The 18,338-nt window shown below is 61.7% G+C and carries 18 protein-coding genes; 8 read left to right on the top strand and 10 right to left on the bottom strand.

The window, feature by feature from the left end:
• Positions 1 to 57: 57 nt before the first annotated feature.
• Together gshA and B2S33_RS05720 are read left to right on the top strand one after the other, a co-directional pair.
• Complete coding sequence (gshA, locus tag B2S33_RS05725) at positions 58 to 1,635, top strand: glutamate--cysteine ligase (RefSeq protein WP_232097758.1); 1,578 nt, start codon at positions 58 to 60, stop codon at positions 1,633 to 1,635.
• Positions 1,635 to 2,267, top strand: coding sequence for a TetR/AcrR family transcriptional regulator (locus tag B2S33_RS05720; RefSeq protein WP_027914125.1), 633 nt, complete (start codon positions 1,635 to 1,637; stop codon positions 2,265 to 2,267). The genes gshA and B2S33_RS05720 overlap by 1 nt, the downstream gene beginning before the upstream one ends.
• A gap of 27 nt (positions 2,268 to 2,294) precedes the next feature.
• Here the strand turns inward: B2S33_RS05720 and B2S33_RS05715 are convergent, their stop codons facing one another.
• The 8 genes from B2S33_RS05715 to B2S33_RS05680 all read right to left on the bottom strand — a co-directional run bounded on the left by B2S33_RS05715 (position 2,295) and on the right by B2S33_RS05680 (position 9,330).
• Positions 2,295 to 2,510: a TOBE domain-containing protein gene (locus B2S33_RS05715; protein WP_003255829.1), complete on the bottom strand. Its 216-nt coding sequence runs from the start codon at positions 2,508 to 2,510 to the stop codon at positions 2,295 to 2,297.
• 33 nt (positions 2,511 to 2,543) lie between these two features.
• A complete protein-coding gene (gene ssuB, locus B2S33_RS05710; protein ID WP_027914126.1) occupies positions 2,544 to 3,356 on the bottom strand; it encodes an aliphatic sulfonates ABC transporter ATP-binding protein in 813 nt (270 codons plus the stop codon).
• Positions 3,353 to 4,150 (bottom strand): aliphatic sulfonate ABC transporter permease SsuC, encoded by a 798-nt coding sequence (gene ssuC, locus B2S33_RS05705; protein WP_027914127.1) that lies wholly within the window; start codon positions 4,148 to 4,150, stop codon positions 3,353 to 3,355. Before ssuC ends, ssuB begins: the two co-directional genes overlap by 4 nt.
• Positions 4,151 to 4,160: 10 nt before the next feature.
• Positions 4,161 to 5,309, bottom strand: a complete 1,149-nt coding sequence (gene ssuD, locus B2S33_RS05700) for an FMNH2-dependent alkanesulfonate monooxygenase (RefSeq protein ID WP_027914128.1) — start codon at positions 5,307 to 5,309, stop codon at positions 4,161 to 4,163.
• A 57-nt stretch (positions 5,310 to 5,366) separates the two neighbouring features.
• Entirely contained in the window at positions 5,367 to 6,332 is a 966-nt protein-coding gene (locus B2S33_RS05695; protein ID WP_027914129.1) for a sulfonate ABC transporter substrate-binding protein, read from the bottom strand.
• Positions 6,333 to 6,416: 84 nt separating this feature from the next.
• Positions 6,417 to 7,010: an NADPH-dependent FMN reductase gene (gene ssuE / locus B2S33_RS05690; protein WP_023535782.1), complete on the bottom strand. Its 594-nt coding sequence runs from the start codon at positions 7,008 to 7,010 to the stop codon at positions 6,417 to 6,419.
• 182 nt (positions 7,011 to 7,192) lie between these two features.
• A complete protein-coding gene (locus B2S33_RS05685; RefSeq protein ID WP_049696777.1) occupies positions 7,193 to 7,834 on the bottom strand; it encodes a peroxiredoxin in 642 nt (213 codons plus the stop codon).
• Positions 7,835 to 7,995: 161 nt separating this feature from the next.
• The gene (locus B2S33_RS05680; RefSeq protein WP_027914131.1) at positions 7,996 to 9,330 is read right to left on the bottom strand and encodes an OprD family porin; all 1,335 of its coding nucleotides are present in this window, start codon (positions 9,328 to 9,330) and stop codon (positions 7,996 to 7,998) included.
• 491 nt (positions 9,331 to 9,821) lie between these two features.
• Here B2S33_RS05680 and tauA point away from each other — a divergent pair, with 491 nt between their 5' ends.
• Genes tauA through tauD form a run of 4 tightly spaced genes read left to right on the top strand, consistent with a single transcriptional unit; the run spans position 9,822 to position 13,323 of the window.
• On the top strand, positions 9,822 to 10,793 hold the full coding sequence (gene tauA / locus B2S33_RS05675; protein ID WP_145279325.1) for a taurine ABC transporter substrate-binding protein: 972 nt from the start codon (positions 9,822 to 9,824) through the stop codon (positions 10,791 to 10,793).
• A gap of 27 nt (positions 10,794 to 10,820) precedes the next feature.
• Positions 10,821 to 11,606 (top strand): taurine ABC transporter ATP-binding subunit, encoded by a 786-nt coding sequence (tauB, locus tag B2S33_RS05670; protein ID WP_288650048.1) that lies wholly within the window; start codon positions 10,821 to 10,823, stop codon positions 11,604 to 11,606.
• Positions 11,603 to 12,442, top strand: coding sequence for a taurine ABC transporter permease TauC (gene tauC, locus B2S33_RS05665; RefSeq protein WP_028688185.1), 840 nt, complete (start codon positions 11,603 to 11,605; stop codon positions 12,440 to 12,442). Before tauB ends, tauC begins: the two co-directional genes overlap by 4 nt.
• Before the next feature lie 47 nt (positions 12,443 to 12,489).
• Complete coding sequence (tauD, locus tag B2S33_RS05660) at positions 12,490 to 13,323, top strand: taurine dioxygenase (protein WP_288650047.1); 834 nt, start codon at positions 12,490 to 12,492, stop codon at positions 13,321 to 13,323.
• An 80-nt stretch (positions 13,324 to 13,403) separates the two neighbouring features.
• Here tauD and betT read toward each other — a convergent pair whose 3' ends face one another.
• A complete protein-coding gene (gene betT / locus B2S33_RS05655; RefSeq protein WP_165919275.1) occupies positions 13,404 to 15,365 on the bottom strand; it encodes a choline transporter BetT in 1,962 nt (653 codons plus the stop codon).
• Between the two features lie 306 nt (positions 15,366 to 15,671).
• A complete protein-coding gene (epsC, locus tag B2S33_RS05650) occupies positions 15,672 to 16,604 on the bottom strand; it encodes a serine O-acetyltransferase EpsC (protein ID WP_027914137.1) in 933 nt (310 codons plus the stop codon).
• Between the two features lie 274 nt (positions 16,605 to 16,878).
• Here epsC and tcyJ point away from each other — a divergent pair, with 274 nt between their 5' ends.
• The gene (tcyJ, locus tag B2S33_RS05645) at positions 16,879 to 17,673 is read left to right on the top strand and encodes a cystine ABC transporter substrate-binding protein (protein WP_288650046.1); all 795 of its coding nucleotides are present in this window, start codon (positions 16,879 to 16,881) and stop codon (positions 17,671 to 17,673) included.
• Entirely contained in the window at positions 17,670 to 18,338 is a 669-nt protein-coding gene (gene tcyL, locus B2S33_RS05640; protein ID WP_023535780.1) for a cystine ABC transporter permease, read from the top strand. The genes tcyJ and tcyL overlap by 4 nt, the downstream gene beginning before the upstream one ends.

Below are 18,338 nucleotides of genomic sequence, written 5' to 3'. Positions count from 1 at the left end.
TGTAGACCGTCATCTCTACCCCCATATTGGGGCGACTGACGCGTGAAGGAATACATCTTGAGCACACTCCTCAACCGCCGCCTGAGCTTGCTCGGCGCTAATCTCCCCTTGCTCAAGCAGTGTCTGCACGGCATTGAGCGCGAATGCCTGCGCGTGACAGACAGTGGCCGTCTGGCCCAGACACCGCACCCCGAAGCACTGGGCGCGGCGCTGACCAACGAACAGATCACCACCGATTACTCCGAATCATTGCTTGAATTCATCACCCCGGCGCTGCCTGACGCCGCTGCGGTGCTGGAAAACCTCGAGCAGATCCACAGGTTCGTCTACACCAAGTTGAGCGACGAGTACCTCTGGAGCCCGTCGATGCCGTGTTCGCTGCCGGCTGAAGAAGACATTCCCATCGCCGAGTACGGCACTTCCAACATCGGCAAGCTCAAGCATGTCTATCGCAAGGGCCTGGCCCTGCGCTACGGCCGCACCATGCAGTGCATTGCCGGCATCCATTACAACTTCTCGCTGCCCGAGGCCCTGTGGCCATTGCTGCGCGAAGCCGAAGGCAGCACTGAAAACGAACGGGATTATCAGTCGGCCGCGTACATCGCCCTGATCCGCAATTTCCGTCGCTACAGCTGGCTGCTCATGTACCTGTTCGGCGCTTCGCCCGCCTTGGACAAGGGCTTTCTGCGGGGCCGCGCCCACCAGCTCGAAGAGCTCGATGGCGACACCCTCTACCTGCCCTACGCCACCAGCCTGCGCATGAGCGACCTGGGCTACCAGAGCAATGCCCAGGCGGGCCTGACGCCGTGCTACAACAACCTGTCCAGCTACACCGACAGCCTGCGCAAGGCGGTAGGCACGCCGTACCCACCTTATGTGGAGGTCGGTACCCATGTCGATGGCGAGTGGGTACAGCTGAACACCAACATTCTGCAAATCGAGAACGAGTACTACTCCAACATCCGTCCCAAGCGGGTGACCTACTCCGGCGAACGTCCAATCCAGGCGCTCACCTCGCGCGGCGTGCAGTACGTGGAGGTGCGCTGCCTGGACATCAACCCGCTCCTGCCAGTGGGCATCGACCTCACCGAAGCACGCTTTCTCGATGCGTTTTTGCTGTTCTGCGCGCTGGACGACAGCCCACAGCTCAACAACAACGAATGCAGCCAGTGCACCAGCAATTTCCTGAGCGTGGTCAAAGAAGGCCGGCGTCCAGGCCTGAAGTTGCAGCGTGATGGGCAGCCTGTGCCGCTCAAGGACTGGGCCAGCGAGCTGATTGCTCAGATCGCTCAATTGGCCGACCTGCTCGACCAGGCCCAGGGCGGGGATGAGCACGCCAAGGCCCTGCAAGCCCAGCAGGCAAAGGTCGACGACCCCGAGCTGACCCCATCGGCCCAGGTGTTGGCGCGCATGACCGAGCATGATGAGAGCTTCATCGCGTTCTCGCTGCGACAAAGCCGTCTCCACGCCCAGACACTGCGCGAGCAGCCCCTGAGCCCCGACCAGCAGCAGGCCTTCGAAACGCTGGCGCGCGAGTCCCTGGCCAAACAGTCGCAGCTGGAACAGGAAGAAGTGGGCGAGTTCGATACCTTCGTGGGCGCCTACCAGGCCAGTATCCTGGCAATCAGCAACTGATGACCCGCGGCATCCCAGCGCGCAAGCCACGCGCCAGCAGCCAGGCCCGGATCGAAGCGATCCTGGCAGCTGCCCGCGAGCTCCTGGCCGAGGGCGGGGTGGCTGGCCTGTCGATCTACAGCGTGGCCGAGCGCGCGCAAATCCCGCCGTCATCGGTCTACCACTTCTTCGCCAGCGTGCCTGCGCTGCTCGAAGCGCTGACTGCCGATGTACACAGGGTTTTCCGCGAGGCGCTTGGCGCGCCGATCGACAGCAGCATGCTCACCCGCTGGCATGAGCTGTCGCGGTTGATCGAGCAACGCATGCTGGATATCTACAACGAGGATGCCGCTGCGCGGCAGTTGATCCTGGCGCAGCATGGCCTCAGCGAGGTCATGCAGGCTGACCGGCAGCACGACATGGAGCTTGGCGCCCTGATGCACAGGTTGTTCGACCAGCACTTTCACTTGCCGGTGATGCCTGCGGATGTGGATGTGTTCGCCTTGGCCATGGAATTGAGCGATCGGGTGTATGCCCGGTCAATGCAATTGCACGAGACCATCACCCCGCGCATGGCCGAAGAAGGCAAGCGGGTATTCGAAGCCTACCTGGGCTTGTACCTGCCACCTTTTCTGGTCAAGCGTTCGCACTGAGGGGCCGCAAGGCGGCCCCGTGCTCGATCACAGCTTGGCGATGGATACCTCGGTGGACTTCACGAAGGCAATCACCTCGCTGCCCACTTGCAGTTCCAGTTCACGTACGGAGCGGGTCGTGATGACCGATGTGACGATACCCGAGGCGGTCTGGACGTCGATTTCCGACAGCACCGGGCCTTCGAGGATTTCCTTGACGGTGCCTTTGAACTGATTACGGACGTTGATGGCTTTGATGGTCATTGGAGTGTTTCCTTTTCGATGGCTTCTGGGGGTTCAGTGCGCCCAACGCAACTGCGTGGGCAGGGGGGCAACAGGCTCCGGCTCGGGCGCAGTGCCCGGCGCAGAAAGGACTCGGTTGAGCACTTGGCTTTCAAGCGCGGCCAGGCGGTGCGAACCGCGCGGTCGTGGCCGTGGCAGGTCGACCGTCAGGTCGAGCCCGACTTCGCCGTCCTCGATCAGGATCACGCGATCCGCCACCGCAACCGCTTCACTGACGTCATGGGTCACCAGCAGCACGGTGAAACCATGCTGGCCCCACAGGCGCTCGATCAGTTGCTGCATTTCGATGCGCGTCAGTGCATCCAGCGCACCCAGCGGTTCGTCCAGCAACAGCAGACGCGGTTGGTGGATCAGTGCGCGGGCAAGCGCAACGCGCTGCTTCTGGCCGCCCGAGAGGGCTGCGGGCCATTCGTTGGCGCGGTCGGCCAGGCCCACTGCCTCCAGCGCATCCAGCGCCCTGGCACGCCAATCGCCGGACAGGCCGAGCCCCACATTGTCGATGACCTTTTTCCACGGCAGCAGCCGCGAGTCCTGGAACATCAGGCGGGTTTCTTCCCGTGCCTCGTCCAGCGGTGCAGCACCTGCCAGCAGTTGCCCTGCCGTTGGTTGGTCGAGCCCAGCCAGCAGGCGCAGCAAGGTACTTTTGCCGCAACCGCTACGGCCGACGATGGCGACGAACTGGCCGGCCGGGACATGCAGGTCGATGCCTTTTAGCACCTCGCGCGAGCCGAAGGTTTTACGCAGGCCCTTGGCGGCCAATGGAATGCCACGCAGCAGGTGTGGCGGATTGTCCTTGAGCACGGTCATGCGCCCTCCTTCCTGGCAACTTGATAAGCCGGATGCCATCGCAGCCACACACGCTCAAGGCCACGGGCAGCCAGGTCGGCGAGCTTGCCGAGCACGGCGTACAGCACGATGGCCAGCACCACCACATCGGTCTGCAGGAACTCCCGGGCGTTCATCGCCAGGTAGCCAATGCCGGCGTTGGCCGAAATGGTTTCGGCGACGATCAAGGTCAGCCACATGAAGCCCAGTGCGAAGCGCACGCCCACCAGTATCGAAGGCAAGGCACCGGGCAGGATCACCTGGCGAAACAGGCTGAACCCCGAAAGCCCGTAGCTGCGCGCCATTTCCACCAGGGCCGGGTCGACATTGCGGATCCCGTGGTAGGTATTCAGGTAGATGGGGAAGAGCGTGCCCAGCGCGACCAGAAAGATCTTCGCCGACTCGTCGATGCCGAACCACAAGATCACCAGCGGGATCAGGGCCAGGTGCGGCACGTTACGGATCATCTGTACCGAACTGTCGAGCAGGCGCTCGCCCCAGTTGGACAGCCCGGTGATGAAGCCCAGCACCAGGCCAATGCTGCCACCGATCACGAAGCCCAGCCCGGCACGCCAGCCGCTGATGGCCAGGTGCGTCCAGATCTCTCCACTGCGTACCAGGTCGACGCCGGCTGACAGTACGGCGCTTGGCGCTGGCAGAATGCGGGTTGACAGCCAGCCCGCGCTGACCGCCAGTTGCCACGCGGCCAGCAGCAGTACCGGCAGCGCCCAGGGCGCCAAGCGCTCTGTCACGGTATTCGAGGCTTTGCGACTCATACAGTACCCCTCATCGCTGGGCCACGGACTTGGGCAGGATGTCGTTGGCAACCATCTCGCCGAACGGGCTCACGTAGCCGCCGCCGGTGGCAGGCTGAGGCCGTTGTACGTCCAGGTGCGGGAACAACAGTTCGGCCACCCGGTATGACTCTTCCAGGTGCGGGTAACCGGAGAAGATGAAAGTGTCGATGCCCAGGGCGGCATACTCCTTGACCCGTGCGGCGACGGTCGGGCCATCGCCCACCAGCGCAGTGCCTGCACCTCCGCGAACCAGGCCTACCCCAGCCCACAGGTTGGGGCTGACTTCGAGCTTGTCGCGGCTGCCATTGTGCAGCGCGGCCATGCGCTGCTGCCCTACCGAGTCGAAACGGGCAAGCGATGCCTGGGCGCGAGCGATGGTGTCGTCGTCCAGATGGGATATCAGTTTTTCAGCCGCTTCCCACGCTTGCGCATTGGTCTCGCGCACGATCACATGAAGACGAATGCCAAACCGCACCTCGCGCCCTTGAGCAGCGGCCTTATCGCGCACCTGGGCGATCTTTTCAGCCACCGCGCTGGGCGGTTCGCCCCAGGTCAGGTACAGCTCGACCTGCTCTGCAGCCAGGTCTTGGGCGGCTTCGGACGAACCACCGAAATACAACGGTGGACGAGGCTGCTGGATGGGTGGGTACAGCAGCTTCGCGCCTTTGACCTGGATGTGTTTGCCGTCGTAGTCGACTTCTTCGCCTTCAAGCACCTTGCGCCAGATGCGGGTGAACTCGACAGACGCTTCGTAGCGCTCCTGATGATTGAGGTGCAGGCCGTCACCGGCCAACTCATCCGGATCACCACCGGTTACCAGGTTGAACAGCGCCCGGCCATTGGACAGGCGATCGAGCGTGGCGGCCTGCCGCGCGGCGACTGTCGGCGAGATGATCCCAGGGCGCAGGGCTACCAGGAACTTCAGCCGTTCGGTAACAGGAATCAGGGAGGCGGCCACCAGCCAGGAATCCTCGCAGGAGCGCCCGGTGGGTATCAGCACGCCGCCGAACCCCAGGCGGTCGGCCGCCTGGGCAATCTGCTGCAGATAGCCATGGTCGACCGCCCGGGCGCCTTGCGCGGTGCCCAGGTATTTGCCATCACCGTGCGTGGGGAGGAACCAGAAGATGTTGAGGCTCATTGGAGTTGTCTCCTAAGGGATAGCTGAGCCGGGGAAGGCCCGGCACGGGCAGATCAATCAAGGCGCACTGGCAACCTTGGCCGGGGGTGTCCAGATCACGTCCTTGATGCGCAGCGGCTTGGGTATGAGCTTGAGCGTCTGGAAGGTGTCTGCGATTTTCTGCTGAGCCGCCACTACGTCCGGCGTCAAGGGCGCTGCGCCATAGCCTTGGCGCTTGACGGACGTCAGGGTGATGTCCGGCGTGAGCCCAAGCAGCGGAGCGACCTGGTCGGTGACCTCCTGCGGGTTGGCCTGCGACCACTCACCGACCGCACGTACCTGTTCGATGACGGTATTGATGACGGCCGGGTGCTGATTCGCATAACTGCGCGTGGCCAGGTAGAACTGATGGTTGTCTACCAGGCCCTGGCCGTCACGCAGGGTGCGGGCTTGCAGCTGCTGCTCGGCGGCGGCCTGGTACGGGTCCCAGATCACCCAGGCATCGACACTGCCACGCTCGAACGCTGCGCGCGCATCGGCCGGGGGTAGGTAGACCGGTTGAATATCGGTGTACTTCAGGCCTGCGTCTTCGAGTGCCCGTACGAGCAGGTAATGGACATTGGAGCCCTTGTTGAGGGCGACCTTCTTGCCCTTGAGTGCCTGCACCGACTGGATCGGCGAGTCCTTGGGCACCAGGATGGCCTCACTGTGAGGTGCGGGAGGCTCGTAGGCCACGTACAGCAAATCGGCCCCGGCGGCCTGTGCGAATACCGGAGGCGTTTCACCGGTCACGCCGAAATCGACAGAACCGACGTTCAGCCCTTCGAGCAGCTGAGGGCCGCCGGGGAACTCGGTCCACTGCACCTGCACGCCCTGCTCGGCCAGGCGCTTTTCCAGCGTGCCCTTGGCCTTGAGCAGCACCAGGGTGCCGTATTTCTGATAACCGATGCGCAGGGTTTCAGCCTGTGCCTGGGTGATGGCGCCGAGGGACACAGCCGCCGCAAACAGGGCGACCAGACCACGACGCAAGAAGATTGTGCGCATGGCGCTCTCCTGTGCGATGGGGTTCGGGTTGCACCTGCTTGCCTCGTTGACGGGCGAGTAAGGTGATACAGCGGGTTTGCCGGATCAGATGCTCCAGCGAGCACTGATCAGGCGATCATTGAGCACACCGGGTGCTACCGGGCGCGGGCGCCTGGCCAAGGCCAGGTGGAAGGTTTCCAGCGAGTCGTGCAGCCGCTCTTCGAGGGCAGGCGCCAGCTGGGCCGGCTTATTGCCTTCGGCATAGGCGATCTGGCTGTCGTCGGCAAAGATCCCTTGCAGGGTCTCCTGGGCCTTGAGAGCTGACAGCACGGGCTTGAGGGCGTAATCCACGGCCAGCATGTGGGCAATGCTGCCGCCCGTTGCGATGGGCAGTACTACCCGGTTGGCCAATGCGCGCTCGGGCAGCAGGTCAAGCAGGGTTTTCAGCGCGCCGGCGAACGAAGCCTTGTACACCGGCGTGGCAACGATCAGGCCATCGGCCTGGGCCACCAACTGTTGGAAGTGCTGCACGTGCGGGCTGTCGAAGCGGGCATGCAGCAAGTCTTCGGCAGGAAAGTCGCGCACCTGCAGGGTGACGACTTCAACGCCACGGTGCTCGAGCCACTGCCGCGAACGTTCGAGCAACACGCCTGAGCGTGAGCGAGGACTTGGGCTACCACCGATTGATACGACCAGCATTGCTGCGCTTCCTTGGGTTACGGTAGGACGACATTATCAGCATCTTTATATATCTATAAATCATATTTAATTCTTTATTTATTCGATTTAGGTATTTACTGGTCGGTTTTTTGGTCAAAAAAAAAGGGCCGTCGAAACGGCCCGAAAATCCCTGCTTGGCTAAGCGCTATGCAACACAGTATTCACGCTCGGTTCGGTTGAGGCGTCAGACGCAGATAGGGTTTGACCGCCTTGTAGCCTTTTGGAAAGCGTTGCCGGATCTCTTCTTCGTCCTTGAGCGAAGAAACGATCACCACGTCGTCGCCGTCCTGCCAGTTGCCTGGCGTGGCGACCTTGTGCGAATCGGTCAATTGCAACGAGTCGATGACCCGCAGGATCTCGTTGAAGTTTCGCCCGGTACTGGCGGGGTAGGTAATCGTCAGGCGAACTTTCTTGTTCGGGTCGATGATGAACAGCGAGCGTACGGTGAGGGTATCGCTGGCATTTGGGTGGATCAGGTCGTACAGATCGGACACCTTGCGGTCGGCGTCGGCGAGGATCGGGAAGTTGACCACGGTCTGCTGGGTTTCGTTGATGTCGTCGATCCAGCGGTGATGCGAGTCGACCGGGTCGACCGACAGTGCAATGGCCTTGACTCCGCGCTTGGCAAATTCATCCTTGAGCTTGGCCGTGAGCCCCAATTCGGTGGTGCACACCGGGGTGAAGTCGGCAGGGTGCGAGAACAGCACGCCCCAGCTGTCGCCCAGCCATTGGTGAAAACGGATCTTGCCTTCGCTGGAATCCTGTTCGAAATCCGGGGCGATATCGCCGAGTTTGAGGCTCATGGGATGCAGCTCCTGTGCTGGGGTGCCTGTGGAATGAATGTGCCTGAATTTCTTCAACCTTAAAAAGAATAAATAAAGCTTTGTTAATGCTTTTTATGCATAACAAATTTCGCTCACAAAAAAGCCTCGCATCAGGCGAGGCTCTTTAATGTGGCTACGGCTTACAGGAAATTGTAAGTGTAGTTCACGATGAAACGGGTCTGGTCCTGATCGGCCAACGAGCTTTCACCGGTGCCGCGGTATACACCGTGGCGCAGGCTCGCACCCAGGCCTTTGAACGTGCCTTCCTGGATGACGTAGTCGATCCGGGCGTCACGTTCCCACTCGCTGAAGTGGCCATTGCCGCTGGCGTTCTTGCCGTCTTCACCCTTGAGGTAGGAAACCGAAGCCTTCAGGCCCGGTACGCCGAGGCGCGCGAAATCGTAGGCGTATTGACCGAATGTGGTGTTTTCACCGGCCTTGGCGAACTGGTTGATCATGCTGTCGGTGAACAGGTAGAAGCTGGCGCCGCCGGCGCCTTCGAGCGAGGAACGCGAACCGTCCTTGCGCACGCTACCCTGGTTCAACCAGACGAAACCACCGTCGTCGTTGACGCGCTGGTGACCGAGCATGAGCGAGTGACCGCCCAGGGTGTAGGTGAACATTGCCGACCAGGTCTTGTTGTCGACCTCGCCAGGCGTCTTGGCAAAGCCGCCGTTGTTGTTGAAGGTGTAGCCCGAGTCACCGTTACGGCCATCGCTGCTGCTGTTGAAGTAGCGCAGGTCAGTCTTGAACGACTGGTCGTCAGCGATCTTGAAGACGTGGGTAGCGCCCAGGAAGTGCTGCTTGTAGAAGTCTTCCAGGTTCGAGTAGTAGTACTGCAGGGTCAGGTCTGGAGTGAGCTTGTAGTCCAGGCCGCCATAGCGGAACTTGTTGCTGTCACGGAAGGCGCCGTTGACCGACAGGCCGGTGCGGTTGCTCGAGGCGCGGCCCATGGCGTGGGTCAGCTGACCGGCGTTGATGGTCAGGTTGTCGATTTCCTTCGACTGGAGGGTGCCACCTTCGAAGGTCTGCGGCAGCAGACGGCCATCGTTGGAGACCAGGATCGGCAGATTAGGCGCCAGGGCGCTGCCGTAATGGACTTCAGTCTTGGAGAACTTGGCCTTGGCGTTGGCACCCAGGCGAGCCCATTGGCTGACGGCGGAGCCGTCGGAATCGCTTGGGAAGAAGCTGCTGTTGTCAGGGTGTTTGCCACGGCCGCCATCGAGGTGGATGCCCCACAGAGCCTGGGCGTCTACACCGAAACCAACGGTGCCCTGGGTGAAACCGGACAGGTAATCCAGTTTGAAGCCCTGGCCCGATTCACGGTTGTCGGCGCCGCCGTCACGGTTGTCGCCATTGAAGTACATGGTGCGCGAGCTGACCGACAGCTTGCTGTCTTCAACGAAACCGGCAGCACCTGCTTGTTGGGCGAGAACACCCAGTGCCACGGCCATGGCCAGGCTGGACTTGTACATGCTTTGCTCCTCTACGTTCTAATTTTTGTGTATCTCAGGCGGCCGGGTCTGTTGCCCCGCTCACCGTGGATGGGCGATTTAGTCCCAAAGCGTGACCCTTTAGTCAATCATTTCTAAACGTTTCGCGACTTTGGTCTAAGGCGCCAACCTGCGCTACAGGATAATGACAATCCTATAAATCCAAAATGACTGTTTTGTGAATCGGTAAGACTTTTAAGGAATATGTAAGGAACCATTACTGCATTTTGTTGTAGCAAGTGGGTTTCTCATAACCCCCGGCTATTTGCAATCGTTTGCTCATAACCTCATTCCAATTGGATCTATAGGGACGCTGAGCCTAGCAGCGTCGGCTGATTTTGCCATTGCGCGTGGTCAAGCATCGACCAAGGGTGCCAAACACGCGCTAAGCTAATTCTTAAAAGTTATTTATTTTTAGTTTTTTAGATCAATTAGCCTAAGCTCATGCATCCTTTACCCGATGAGAGCTCACCATGAACCCGCACCGCACCCTGCGAATTCTCAGTACCTTAGCCCTTGCTGGCGCCAGCTGGATGGCCCAGGCGTCAGACTTGACCGTGGCGTATCAGACGACGGTCGATCCTGCCAAGGTGTCGCAGGTCGATGGCGACTACGAGACGGCGACCAAAGCCAGTATCGACTGGCGCAAGTTCGACAATGGTGCCGATGTGATCACCGCCGTTGCCAGTGGGGACGTGCAGATTGGTTATCTGGGCTCCAGCCCATTGGCAGCCGCCGCAACGCGCAAGCTGCCGATCGAGACGTTCCTGATCGCCACGCAGATCGGGGCCGGCGAAGCGCTGGTGGTGCGCGATGAAATCAAGACACCCCAGGATCTTGTGGGCAAAAAAGTCGCTGTCCCCTTCGTGTCAACCGGGCACTACAGCCTGCTGGCAGCACTCAAGCACTGGAACATCGATCCTGCCAAGGTGCAGATCGTGAACCTGGCACCGCCCGCGATCATCGCGGCATGGAAACGTGGCGACATCGACGCCACCTATGTCTGGGACCCTGCGCTGGGCGTGGCGAAGGAAACCGGCAAGGTGCTGATCACCTCGGGCGAGCTGGGCAAGGCAGGGGCCCCCACCTTCGACGCCTGGATCGTGCGCAAGGACTTCGCATCCAAGCACCCCGACGTGGTCAGGGCCTTCGCGCAGGTCACCCTGCAGGCGTATGCCGACTACCGAAAGGACCCACAAGCCTGGCTGGCGAACCAGGACAACGTCGCCAAGTTGGCCAAGCTGTCCGGCGCCAAGCCTTCGGACATCCCGGTGTTGCTGCAAGGCAACGTCTACCCGCTGGCCGCAGACCAGGCCAGCGCCCTGGGTGCGCCCACTACCCAGGCCCTGACCGACACGGCCACGTTCCTCAAGCAGCAAGGCAAGGTCGAGGCCGTACTGCCGAACTACAGCCCCTACGTCAGTGCCCAGTACCTCCCCCACTGAATTTGCAGACAATGACAGGAGCCTGACATGGCCTTGCTCGAACTGGAGCGCATCAGCGAACAGTACCCTGGTGCCGCGAGCCCGGTGCTGGCCGACATCACCCTGAGCGTAGGGCCGCGGCAGTTGCTGGTGGCGCTTGGGCCCTCGGGCAGCGGGAAGACCTCGTTGCTGAACCTGATCGCAGGATTCGTCAGCCCCAGCGCGGGACGCATCACGCTCGACGGCGTGCCCGTGCAGGGGCCAGGGGCCGAGCGTGGCGTGGTCTTTCAGGATGATGCCCTACTGCCCTGGCAGAACGTGCTGGGCAATGTCGCCTTCGGCCTGGAACTGGCCGGCGTGCCACGCGCGGCACGTGAAGCCAGAGCCCGCGAGATGCTCGCCCTGGTCGACCTTGCAGAGTTTGCCGAGCGGCGCATATGGCAGCTTTCAGGCGGCCAGAAGCAGCGCGTGGGCCTGGCCCGTGCATTGGCCGCCGAGCCTGGCGTACTGCTGATGGATGAACCGTTCGGTGCCCTGGATGCGTTCACCCGCGAGCACATGCAGACGCTGCTGCTGGATATCTGGCAGCGCGCCGACAAACCTGTGTTCCTGATCACCCATGACATAGAGGAGGCCGTGTTTCTCGCCACTGAATTGGTGCTGCTCGCACCCAGCCCAGGGCGCATCGTCGAGCGGCTTCAATTGGACTTCGGCCAGCGTTACGCCAACGGCGAGCCGGCGCGGGCAATCAAGTCCGACCCGCGCTTCATCGAAGCGCGCGAGCATGTGCTGGCCCGGGTCTTTTCCCACCGTCAATCCCAGGAGCGCGCATGAGCAGCATTGATATACCAGCGGCCAGTGAGCCCACTGTTCAATCAGCACCTGCCGCCAGCGGGGCTCGCTTGCTGCCCACCCGTTGGATCAGCGCATTGACCCTGGCCAGCCTAGTGCTGACCTGGTGGTTGGTCACGGCTGCCGGGTGGGTCGAGCCCCTGTTTCTGCCCTCGCCTGCTGACATCACGGCCAAAGCCTGGGTCTTGCTCACCCAGGGCTACATGGATGCCAGCCTGTGGCAGCACCTTGGCGCCAGTCTCGGGCGTATCGGCACGGCATTGCTGGCCGCGGTGTTCACGGCCATCCCGATAGGTATCGCCATTGGTTATAGCCGCGTGGCACGGGGCATCTTCGACCCGTTGATTGAGTTCTACCGGCCTATCCCCCCGCTCGCCTACTTGCCGCTGATCGTCATCTGGTGCGGGATCGGCGAGCTGTCGAAGGTCCTGCTGATCTACCTGGCGATCTTCGCGCCCATCGCCATCGCCACTGCCACGGGCGTGCGCACCACCGACCCGGCCAAGCTGCGAGCCGCGCAATCGCTGGGTGCGACCAGGGCCCAGCTGATTCGTCACGTGATCCTGCCCAGTGCGCTGCCCGACATTCTGACAGGCATTCGGATTGGCCTGGGCGTCGGTTGGTCGACGCTGGTAGCGGCCGAACTGATCGCCGCCACCAGCGGCCTTGGCTTCATGGTGCAGTCGGCCGCGCAATTTCTGGTCACCGATGTGGTGGTGCTGGGCATCCTGCTGATCGCGCTGATCGCGTTCGCGCTGGAGATGAGCCTACGCGCGCTGCAACGCCGACTGGTGCCCTGGCACGGACAAAGCCACTGAACCCTACCGCTCGTGCGCCCGCAAGGGCGCCTGCCTGAGAGACCGACATGAGCCTGACCATTACCCCACTCAGCCCGGCGCTGGGCGCACAGATCGGCGGCGTGGACCTTGCCCGCGACATCAGCGACGAGGTGCGCGACGCCATAGAACACGCGTTGCTTCGCCATCAGGTGCTGTTCTTCCGCGACCAGCCCATCGCCCCCGCCCAGCAGGCGCATTTTGCCGCCCGCTTTGGCGACCTGCACATCCACCCCATCTACCCCAACGTACCCGATACGCCCCAGGTGCTGGTGCTCGATACTGCGGTCACTGACGTCCGTGACAACGCCGTTTGGCACACCGACGTGACCTTTCTGCCGACACCGGCCCTGGGCGCAGTGCTTAGTGCCAAGCACTTGCCGGCCTATGGCGGCGATACCCTGTGGGCCAGTGGCATTGCAGCTTTCGAGGGATTGTCAGCGCCGCTGCAGGCGATGCTGGTCGGGCTGACGGCGACCCACGACTTCACCAAGTCATTCCCGTTGGAGCGCTTTGGCACAACTCCGCAGGATCTGGCGCGCTGGGAGCAGACCCGGCGTCAAAACCCACCCTTATCTCATCCGGTGGTACGCACGCATCCAGCCAGCGGGCGCCAGGCACTGTTCGTCAATGAGGGGTTCACCACGCGCATCAATGAATTGAGCGAATCGGAAAGTGAGGCACTGCTGAAGCTTCTTTTCGCTCATGCCACCCGGCCAGAGTTCACGATCCGCTGGCGCTGGCAGGAAAACGACGTAGCGTTCTGGGACAACCGCGTCACCCAGCATTACGCAGTGGACGACTACCGGCCGAACCGGCGGGTGATGCACAGGGCAACCATTCTGGGCGATGCGCCCTATTAGCCGGAGGGCGCTTAGTCGGAGAGAGGCGGGGCGATCCTGGAAGGCCGAGCCATGAGGCTCGCCCTTCCAGGACGGGGCGATCAGCGCACCAAATGCAGGAACTGCATGTGCCGTTCGTACTGGTCGAGGATGTCGTTGATGATCTGTTCCTTGCTGTAGCCCACCAGGTCGTAATTCTGGCTGCCTTCGCTGAGGTAGACCTCCGCCCGGTAATAGCGACGGTTCTTCAACTCATGGGCACCCAGGCCACCACGGGCGAACGAGGGCGTGAAGTAACCGCGCATCTGCACCTGGTAGATGAACGGCTGTTCATCGCCATGGCCGACTTTCAAGCTGACGTTGTCATGGCTCGGGTCGTCCTGGGTGATCAGCACCAGCCCTTTCTGCTCGAACACCTCACGCACATCGGCAATGGCCGGGCGCACCACATCGTCCATGAACCGGTACACCTCGTCCCGCGAAGGGAAATGCACCGCCTGGCTCAAGCGCTGGCGCCAACCCCCACGGCCTCGGCGTGACTGGGCGAAGGGAGCCAGCGAATGCATCTGCGCGATCTGGCGCTGCGACTCCAGGTAGAAGGCCTTGTGCAGCCCCCACATCATGCACAACAGGATCAGCGAGAAGGGCAACGAGGTGAGCACCACCGCTGACTTCAGCGAGTCGATGCTGCCGGCGAACAGCAAGGCACTGGTCACCAGTGCCGTCATGGCGCCCCAGAAGATGCGCAGCCAGTTCGGGCCGTCCTCGTCTGCATCGCCGCCGGTCGCCGACAGCGTGGACAGCACCACGGTACCGGAGTCTGCCGACGTCACGAAGAACACGAAGCTGACGAACACCGTCATGGCAATCACCGCCTTGCTCCACGGGTAGGTCTCCAGCAGCAGGTACAGGCTCATGGACGGGTTGTCCAACGCGGCCTGGCCCAGCGCGGTCATGCCGTGATTGATGACCTGGTCCAGTGCGCTGTTGCCGAAGATCGACATCCACGCCAGGGTGAAGCCAAGCGGAATCAGCAGCACACCGAAGACGAACTCGCGAATGGTCCGCCCACGGGAGATGCGCGCGATGAACAAGCCCACGAACGGCGCCCACGCGATCCACCAGGCCCAGTAGAACACCGTCCAGCCACCCAGCCACTCACGGTTATCGCCATAGGCATAGACATCGAAGCTCTTGCGCGGCAAGGCACCCAAATAATCGCCCAGGTTCTGGATAAGGGTGTTGAACAGGTGCTGGGTGGGGCCTGCGAACAACACGAAGAGCAAAAGCGAACAGGCCAGGAACAGGTTGATGTCGCTCATCACCCGTACGCCTTTTTCCACGCCGGCTACCGCCACGGCCACCGCCGCGCCCATCATCAGCGTGATCAGCACCACCTGCACCCACTGGCTGTGGCTGATGCCGAACAGGTAATCCAAGCCGGCATTGAGGTGCAGCACGCCAAAGCCCATGTCGGCCCCCAGGCCGAATACCGTGGCGATGATGCCGAAGCCGTCGACCGCATAGCCGATAGGCCCGTTGATGCGCTTGCCGATTAGCGGGTAGAGCGCAGAGCGCAAGGCCAGCGGCAGGTTGTGCCGGTAGGCGAAATAAGCCAGCGCCATGCCGACGAAGGCAAAGACGCCCCAACCGTGCAGGCCCCAATGCAGGAACAGGATCTGCATCGCCTGCCGCCCCGCCTCAGCCGTACCCCCCTCACCCTGGGGCGGCTGCAGCATGTGGGTAAGCGGTTCCGAGACGCAGAAGAAGAACAGCGTGATGCTGATCCCCGCAGCGAACAGCATGCCCGCCCATGACAGGTAGCTGAATTCGGGCTCGTCGTGGTCGGCACCGAGCTTGATCTTGCCGTAGCCGGATACGGCGGTGACCACCACGAAGACCAGATACAGGGTCATCGCCAGCATGTAGTACCAGCCTACCGTGTTGGCAGCCCAGTTCTGCGCCGCCAGCAACCACTGGCCTGCACTCTCCGGGTTGATGATGACCACAAGGCCAAAGATGAGGATGAAACTTGCCGCAAAATAGAACACCGGGGGGTTCATGCGGATCTTGCCAGGGGCAAGCGAAGGGGTCGGTGCACTCATGGCGTGTGCACCTCGTCAAAGGACGAAAGACGCATAATTAACGGGTTCAGCAAAGGAATCCTCCTGATGAACACCGGCAGCGGACCAGCGTTTTTTTAATTGAACAAGCGTTCAAGTTAAACATGGTTTGAGCCTCATTGCGAATTGAAGCGCCGATTGGTAATGCCCTGGAAACACCTCTTGGCCAGCCTGACATGCCCTGTCGACCCCTGGCCGCAAAGGGGCATGCACCGGGCGGGTGCCGACTCAAGGCACCGTCCACGATCACTGTTTGTCCTGACAATCGAGCTGCAGGTTGGCCTGGGTAATGTTGCTGTGCGGCGGCACACTGCGCGTCAACCAGACGTTGCCACCGATGGTGGAACCCTGCCCGATGGTGATACGCCCCAGTACGGTAGCGCCGGCATAGATCACCACGTCATCTTCGACGATCGGGTGACGGGCCAAGCCCTTGTGCAACGTGCCGGACTCATCGCTCGGGAAGCGCTTGGCGCCAAGGGTCACCGCCTGATAAATCCGCACGCGCTCGCCGATGATCGCGGTTTCGCCGATCACCACGCCGGTACCGTGGTCGATGAAGAAGCTTGGGCCGATCTGGGCTCCAGGATGGATATCGATACCCGTTGCCGAGTGGGCCAGCTCCGAACTGATTCGTGCCAACAGTGGCAGCCCGGCCGTGTACAGGTGATGGGCCAGACGGTGATGGATGATCGCCAGGATGCCGGGATAGCACAGCAGCACTTCATCGACACTGCGTGCCGCCGGGTCGCCGTGGTAGGCCGCCAGCACGTCGGTATCGAGCAGTACACGCATGCCCGGCAGCGCTGCGGCAAAGCCCTGGATCAGCTTCAGGGCATGGGCGTCGACACCCGCCAGGTCCTCCTTGCCTTGCCGGGCGGCGTAGCGCAGTTCCAGGCGCGCCTGCACCAACAACGCATTGAGCGCGGCGTCCAGGGTATGGCCGACATAAAAATCCTCGCTCTCCTCGCGCAGGTCCACTGGCCCGAGGCGCATGGGAAACAGCGCGCCGCAGAGCTGTTCAAGGATCTGTCGCACCGCTTCGCGCGACGGCAGCTCCCGGCCACCTTGTTCGCCGCTGCTGCGGCCATTGCGGGTGCGCCATTGCTCACGGGCACCGCGCAAGCCGGCCACGATCCCCTGCAGTTGCCAGTGCCCGGAGGCGGGTTGTTCGCTCACGGTGTGTTCTCCTGCCTTCTAGGCTATCTGTTCTATTGTCGATGCCGTCATTTTGCGGGCAAGCGCCCTGGAACAGGCCTCACCCTCTTTCCTGACACTGGATTGGACCGCCAGGGCAATGACAGCCATGCCAGCCTCGCCTACCCTCAAGATCAATGGACAATTTCCAAACGCATAAATAGGCAAAGTGCGATAATTTTTGACTATTTCCTGCGCTGCGCATCCAACCCTATAGTCGCCATCACTTCATTCACAACACGCTCGGGGCTCAGACATGTCGAAGTTCGCCAAACCGCTACTCAATGCCAGCCTGGCCCTGCTGCTGGGCACAGGCCTGCTTGGCCAGGCCTTTGCCGGCGAAGAGTTGAAGACCATCCAGGAAAAAGGCGTGATCAACGTCGGCCTTGAAGGCACATACCCACCCTTCAGCTTCCAGGATGAAAACGGCAAGCTGACCGGCTTCGAAGTGGAGCTGTCCGAATTGCTGGCCAAGGAGCTCGGCGTAAAGGCCAAGATCCAGCCGACCAAATGGGACGGTATCCTGGCTGCGCTGGAATCCAAGCGGCTGGACATCGTCGTCAACCAGGTCACGATTTCCGAGGAGCGCAAGAAGAAATACGATTTCTCCGAACCCTATACCGTCTCGGGTATCCAGGCGCTGGTGCTGAAGAAGAAGGCTGACCAGCTCGGCATCAAGGGCGCTCAGGACCTGGCAGGCAAGAAAGTCGGTGTAGGCCTGGGTACCAACTACGAGCAATGGGTCAAACAGGATGTGCCCAAGGCCGAAGTGCGTACCTATGAAGACGACCCCAGCAAGTTTGCCGACCTGCGCAACGGCCGCATCGATGCCATCCTGATCGATCGCCTGGCTGCACTTGAATACGCGCAGAAAGCCAAGGACACGCAACTGGCGGGCGATGCGTTCTCGCGACTGGTGAGCGGGGTTGCCATGCGCAAGGGCGAACCTGAACTGCTGGACGCCATCAACAAGGCCATCGACACGCTCAAGGCGGACGGGACGCTGACCAAGCTGTCCGAAAAGTACTTCGGTGCTGACGTCACCCGATGATCGCTGAAAGCCTGCAACTGGTCGCCGACTCCGCACCCTTTCTGCTCAAGGGTGCGGGTTACACCGTGCTGCTCAGCGTAGGGGGCATGTTCTTCGGATTGGTGCTGGGCTTTGCCCTGGCGTTGATGCGTTTGTCCAAAGTGCTGCCGCTCAACTGGCTGGCACGGATATACGTATCGTTCTTCCGTGGCACGCCCCTGCTGGTGCAGCTGTTCGTCATCTACTTCGGCATGCCCCAGATCGGTATCGAGCTCGACCCGATCCCCGCCTCGCTGATCGGGCTGTCATTGAACATGGCCGCCTACATCTGCGAGATCCTGCGCGCCGCGATCTCTTCCATCGACCGTGGGCAGTGGGAAGCAGCAGCCAGCATCGGCATGACCCGCGTGCAGGCCATGCGCCGGGCGATCCTGCCCCAGGCGCTGCGCACGGCGTTGCCGCCGTTGGGCAACAGCTTCATCTCGCTGGTCAAGGACACTGCTCTGGCCGCCACCATCCAGGTGCCTGAGCTGTTCCGTCAGGCCCAGTTGATCACGGCACGTACTTTCGAGGTGTTCACCATGTACGTGGCAGTGGCCGTGGTCTACTGGGTGCTGTGCAGCATACTGGCCTACTTCCAGAACCGCATGGAAGCGCGGGTCAACCAACATGATCAGGAGCACTGA

Source organism: Pseudomonas sp. UBA5568 (assembly GCF_002425525.1).
Classification (GTDB): domain Bacteria; phylum Pseudomonadota; class Gammaproteobacteria; order Pseudomonadales; family Pseudomonadaceae; genus Aquipseudomonas; species Aquipseudomonas fulva.
This window is presented reverse-complemented; position numbering and strand designations above follow the sequence as displayed.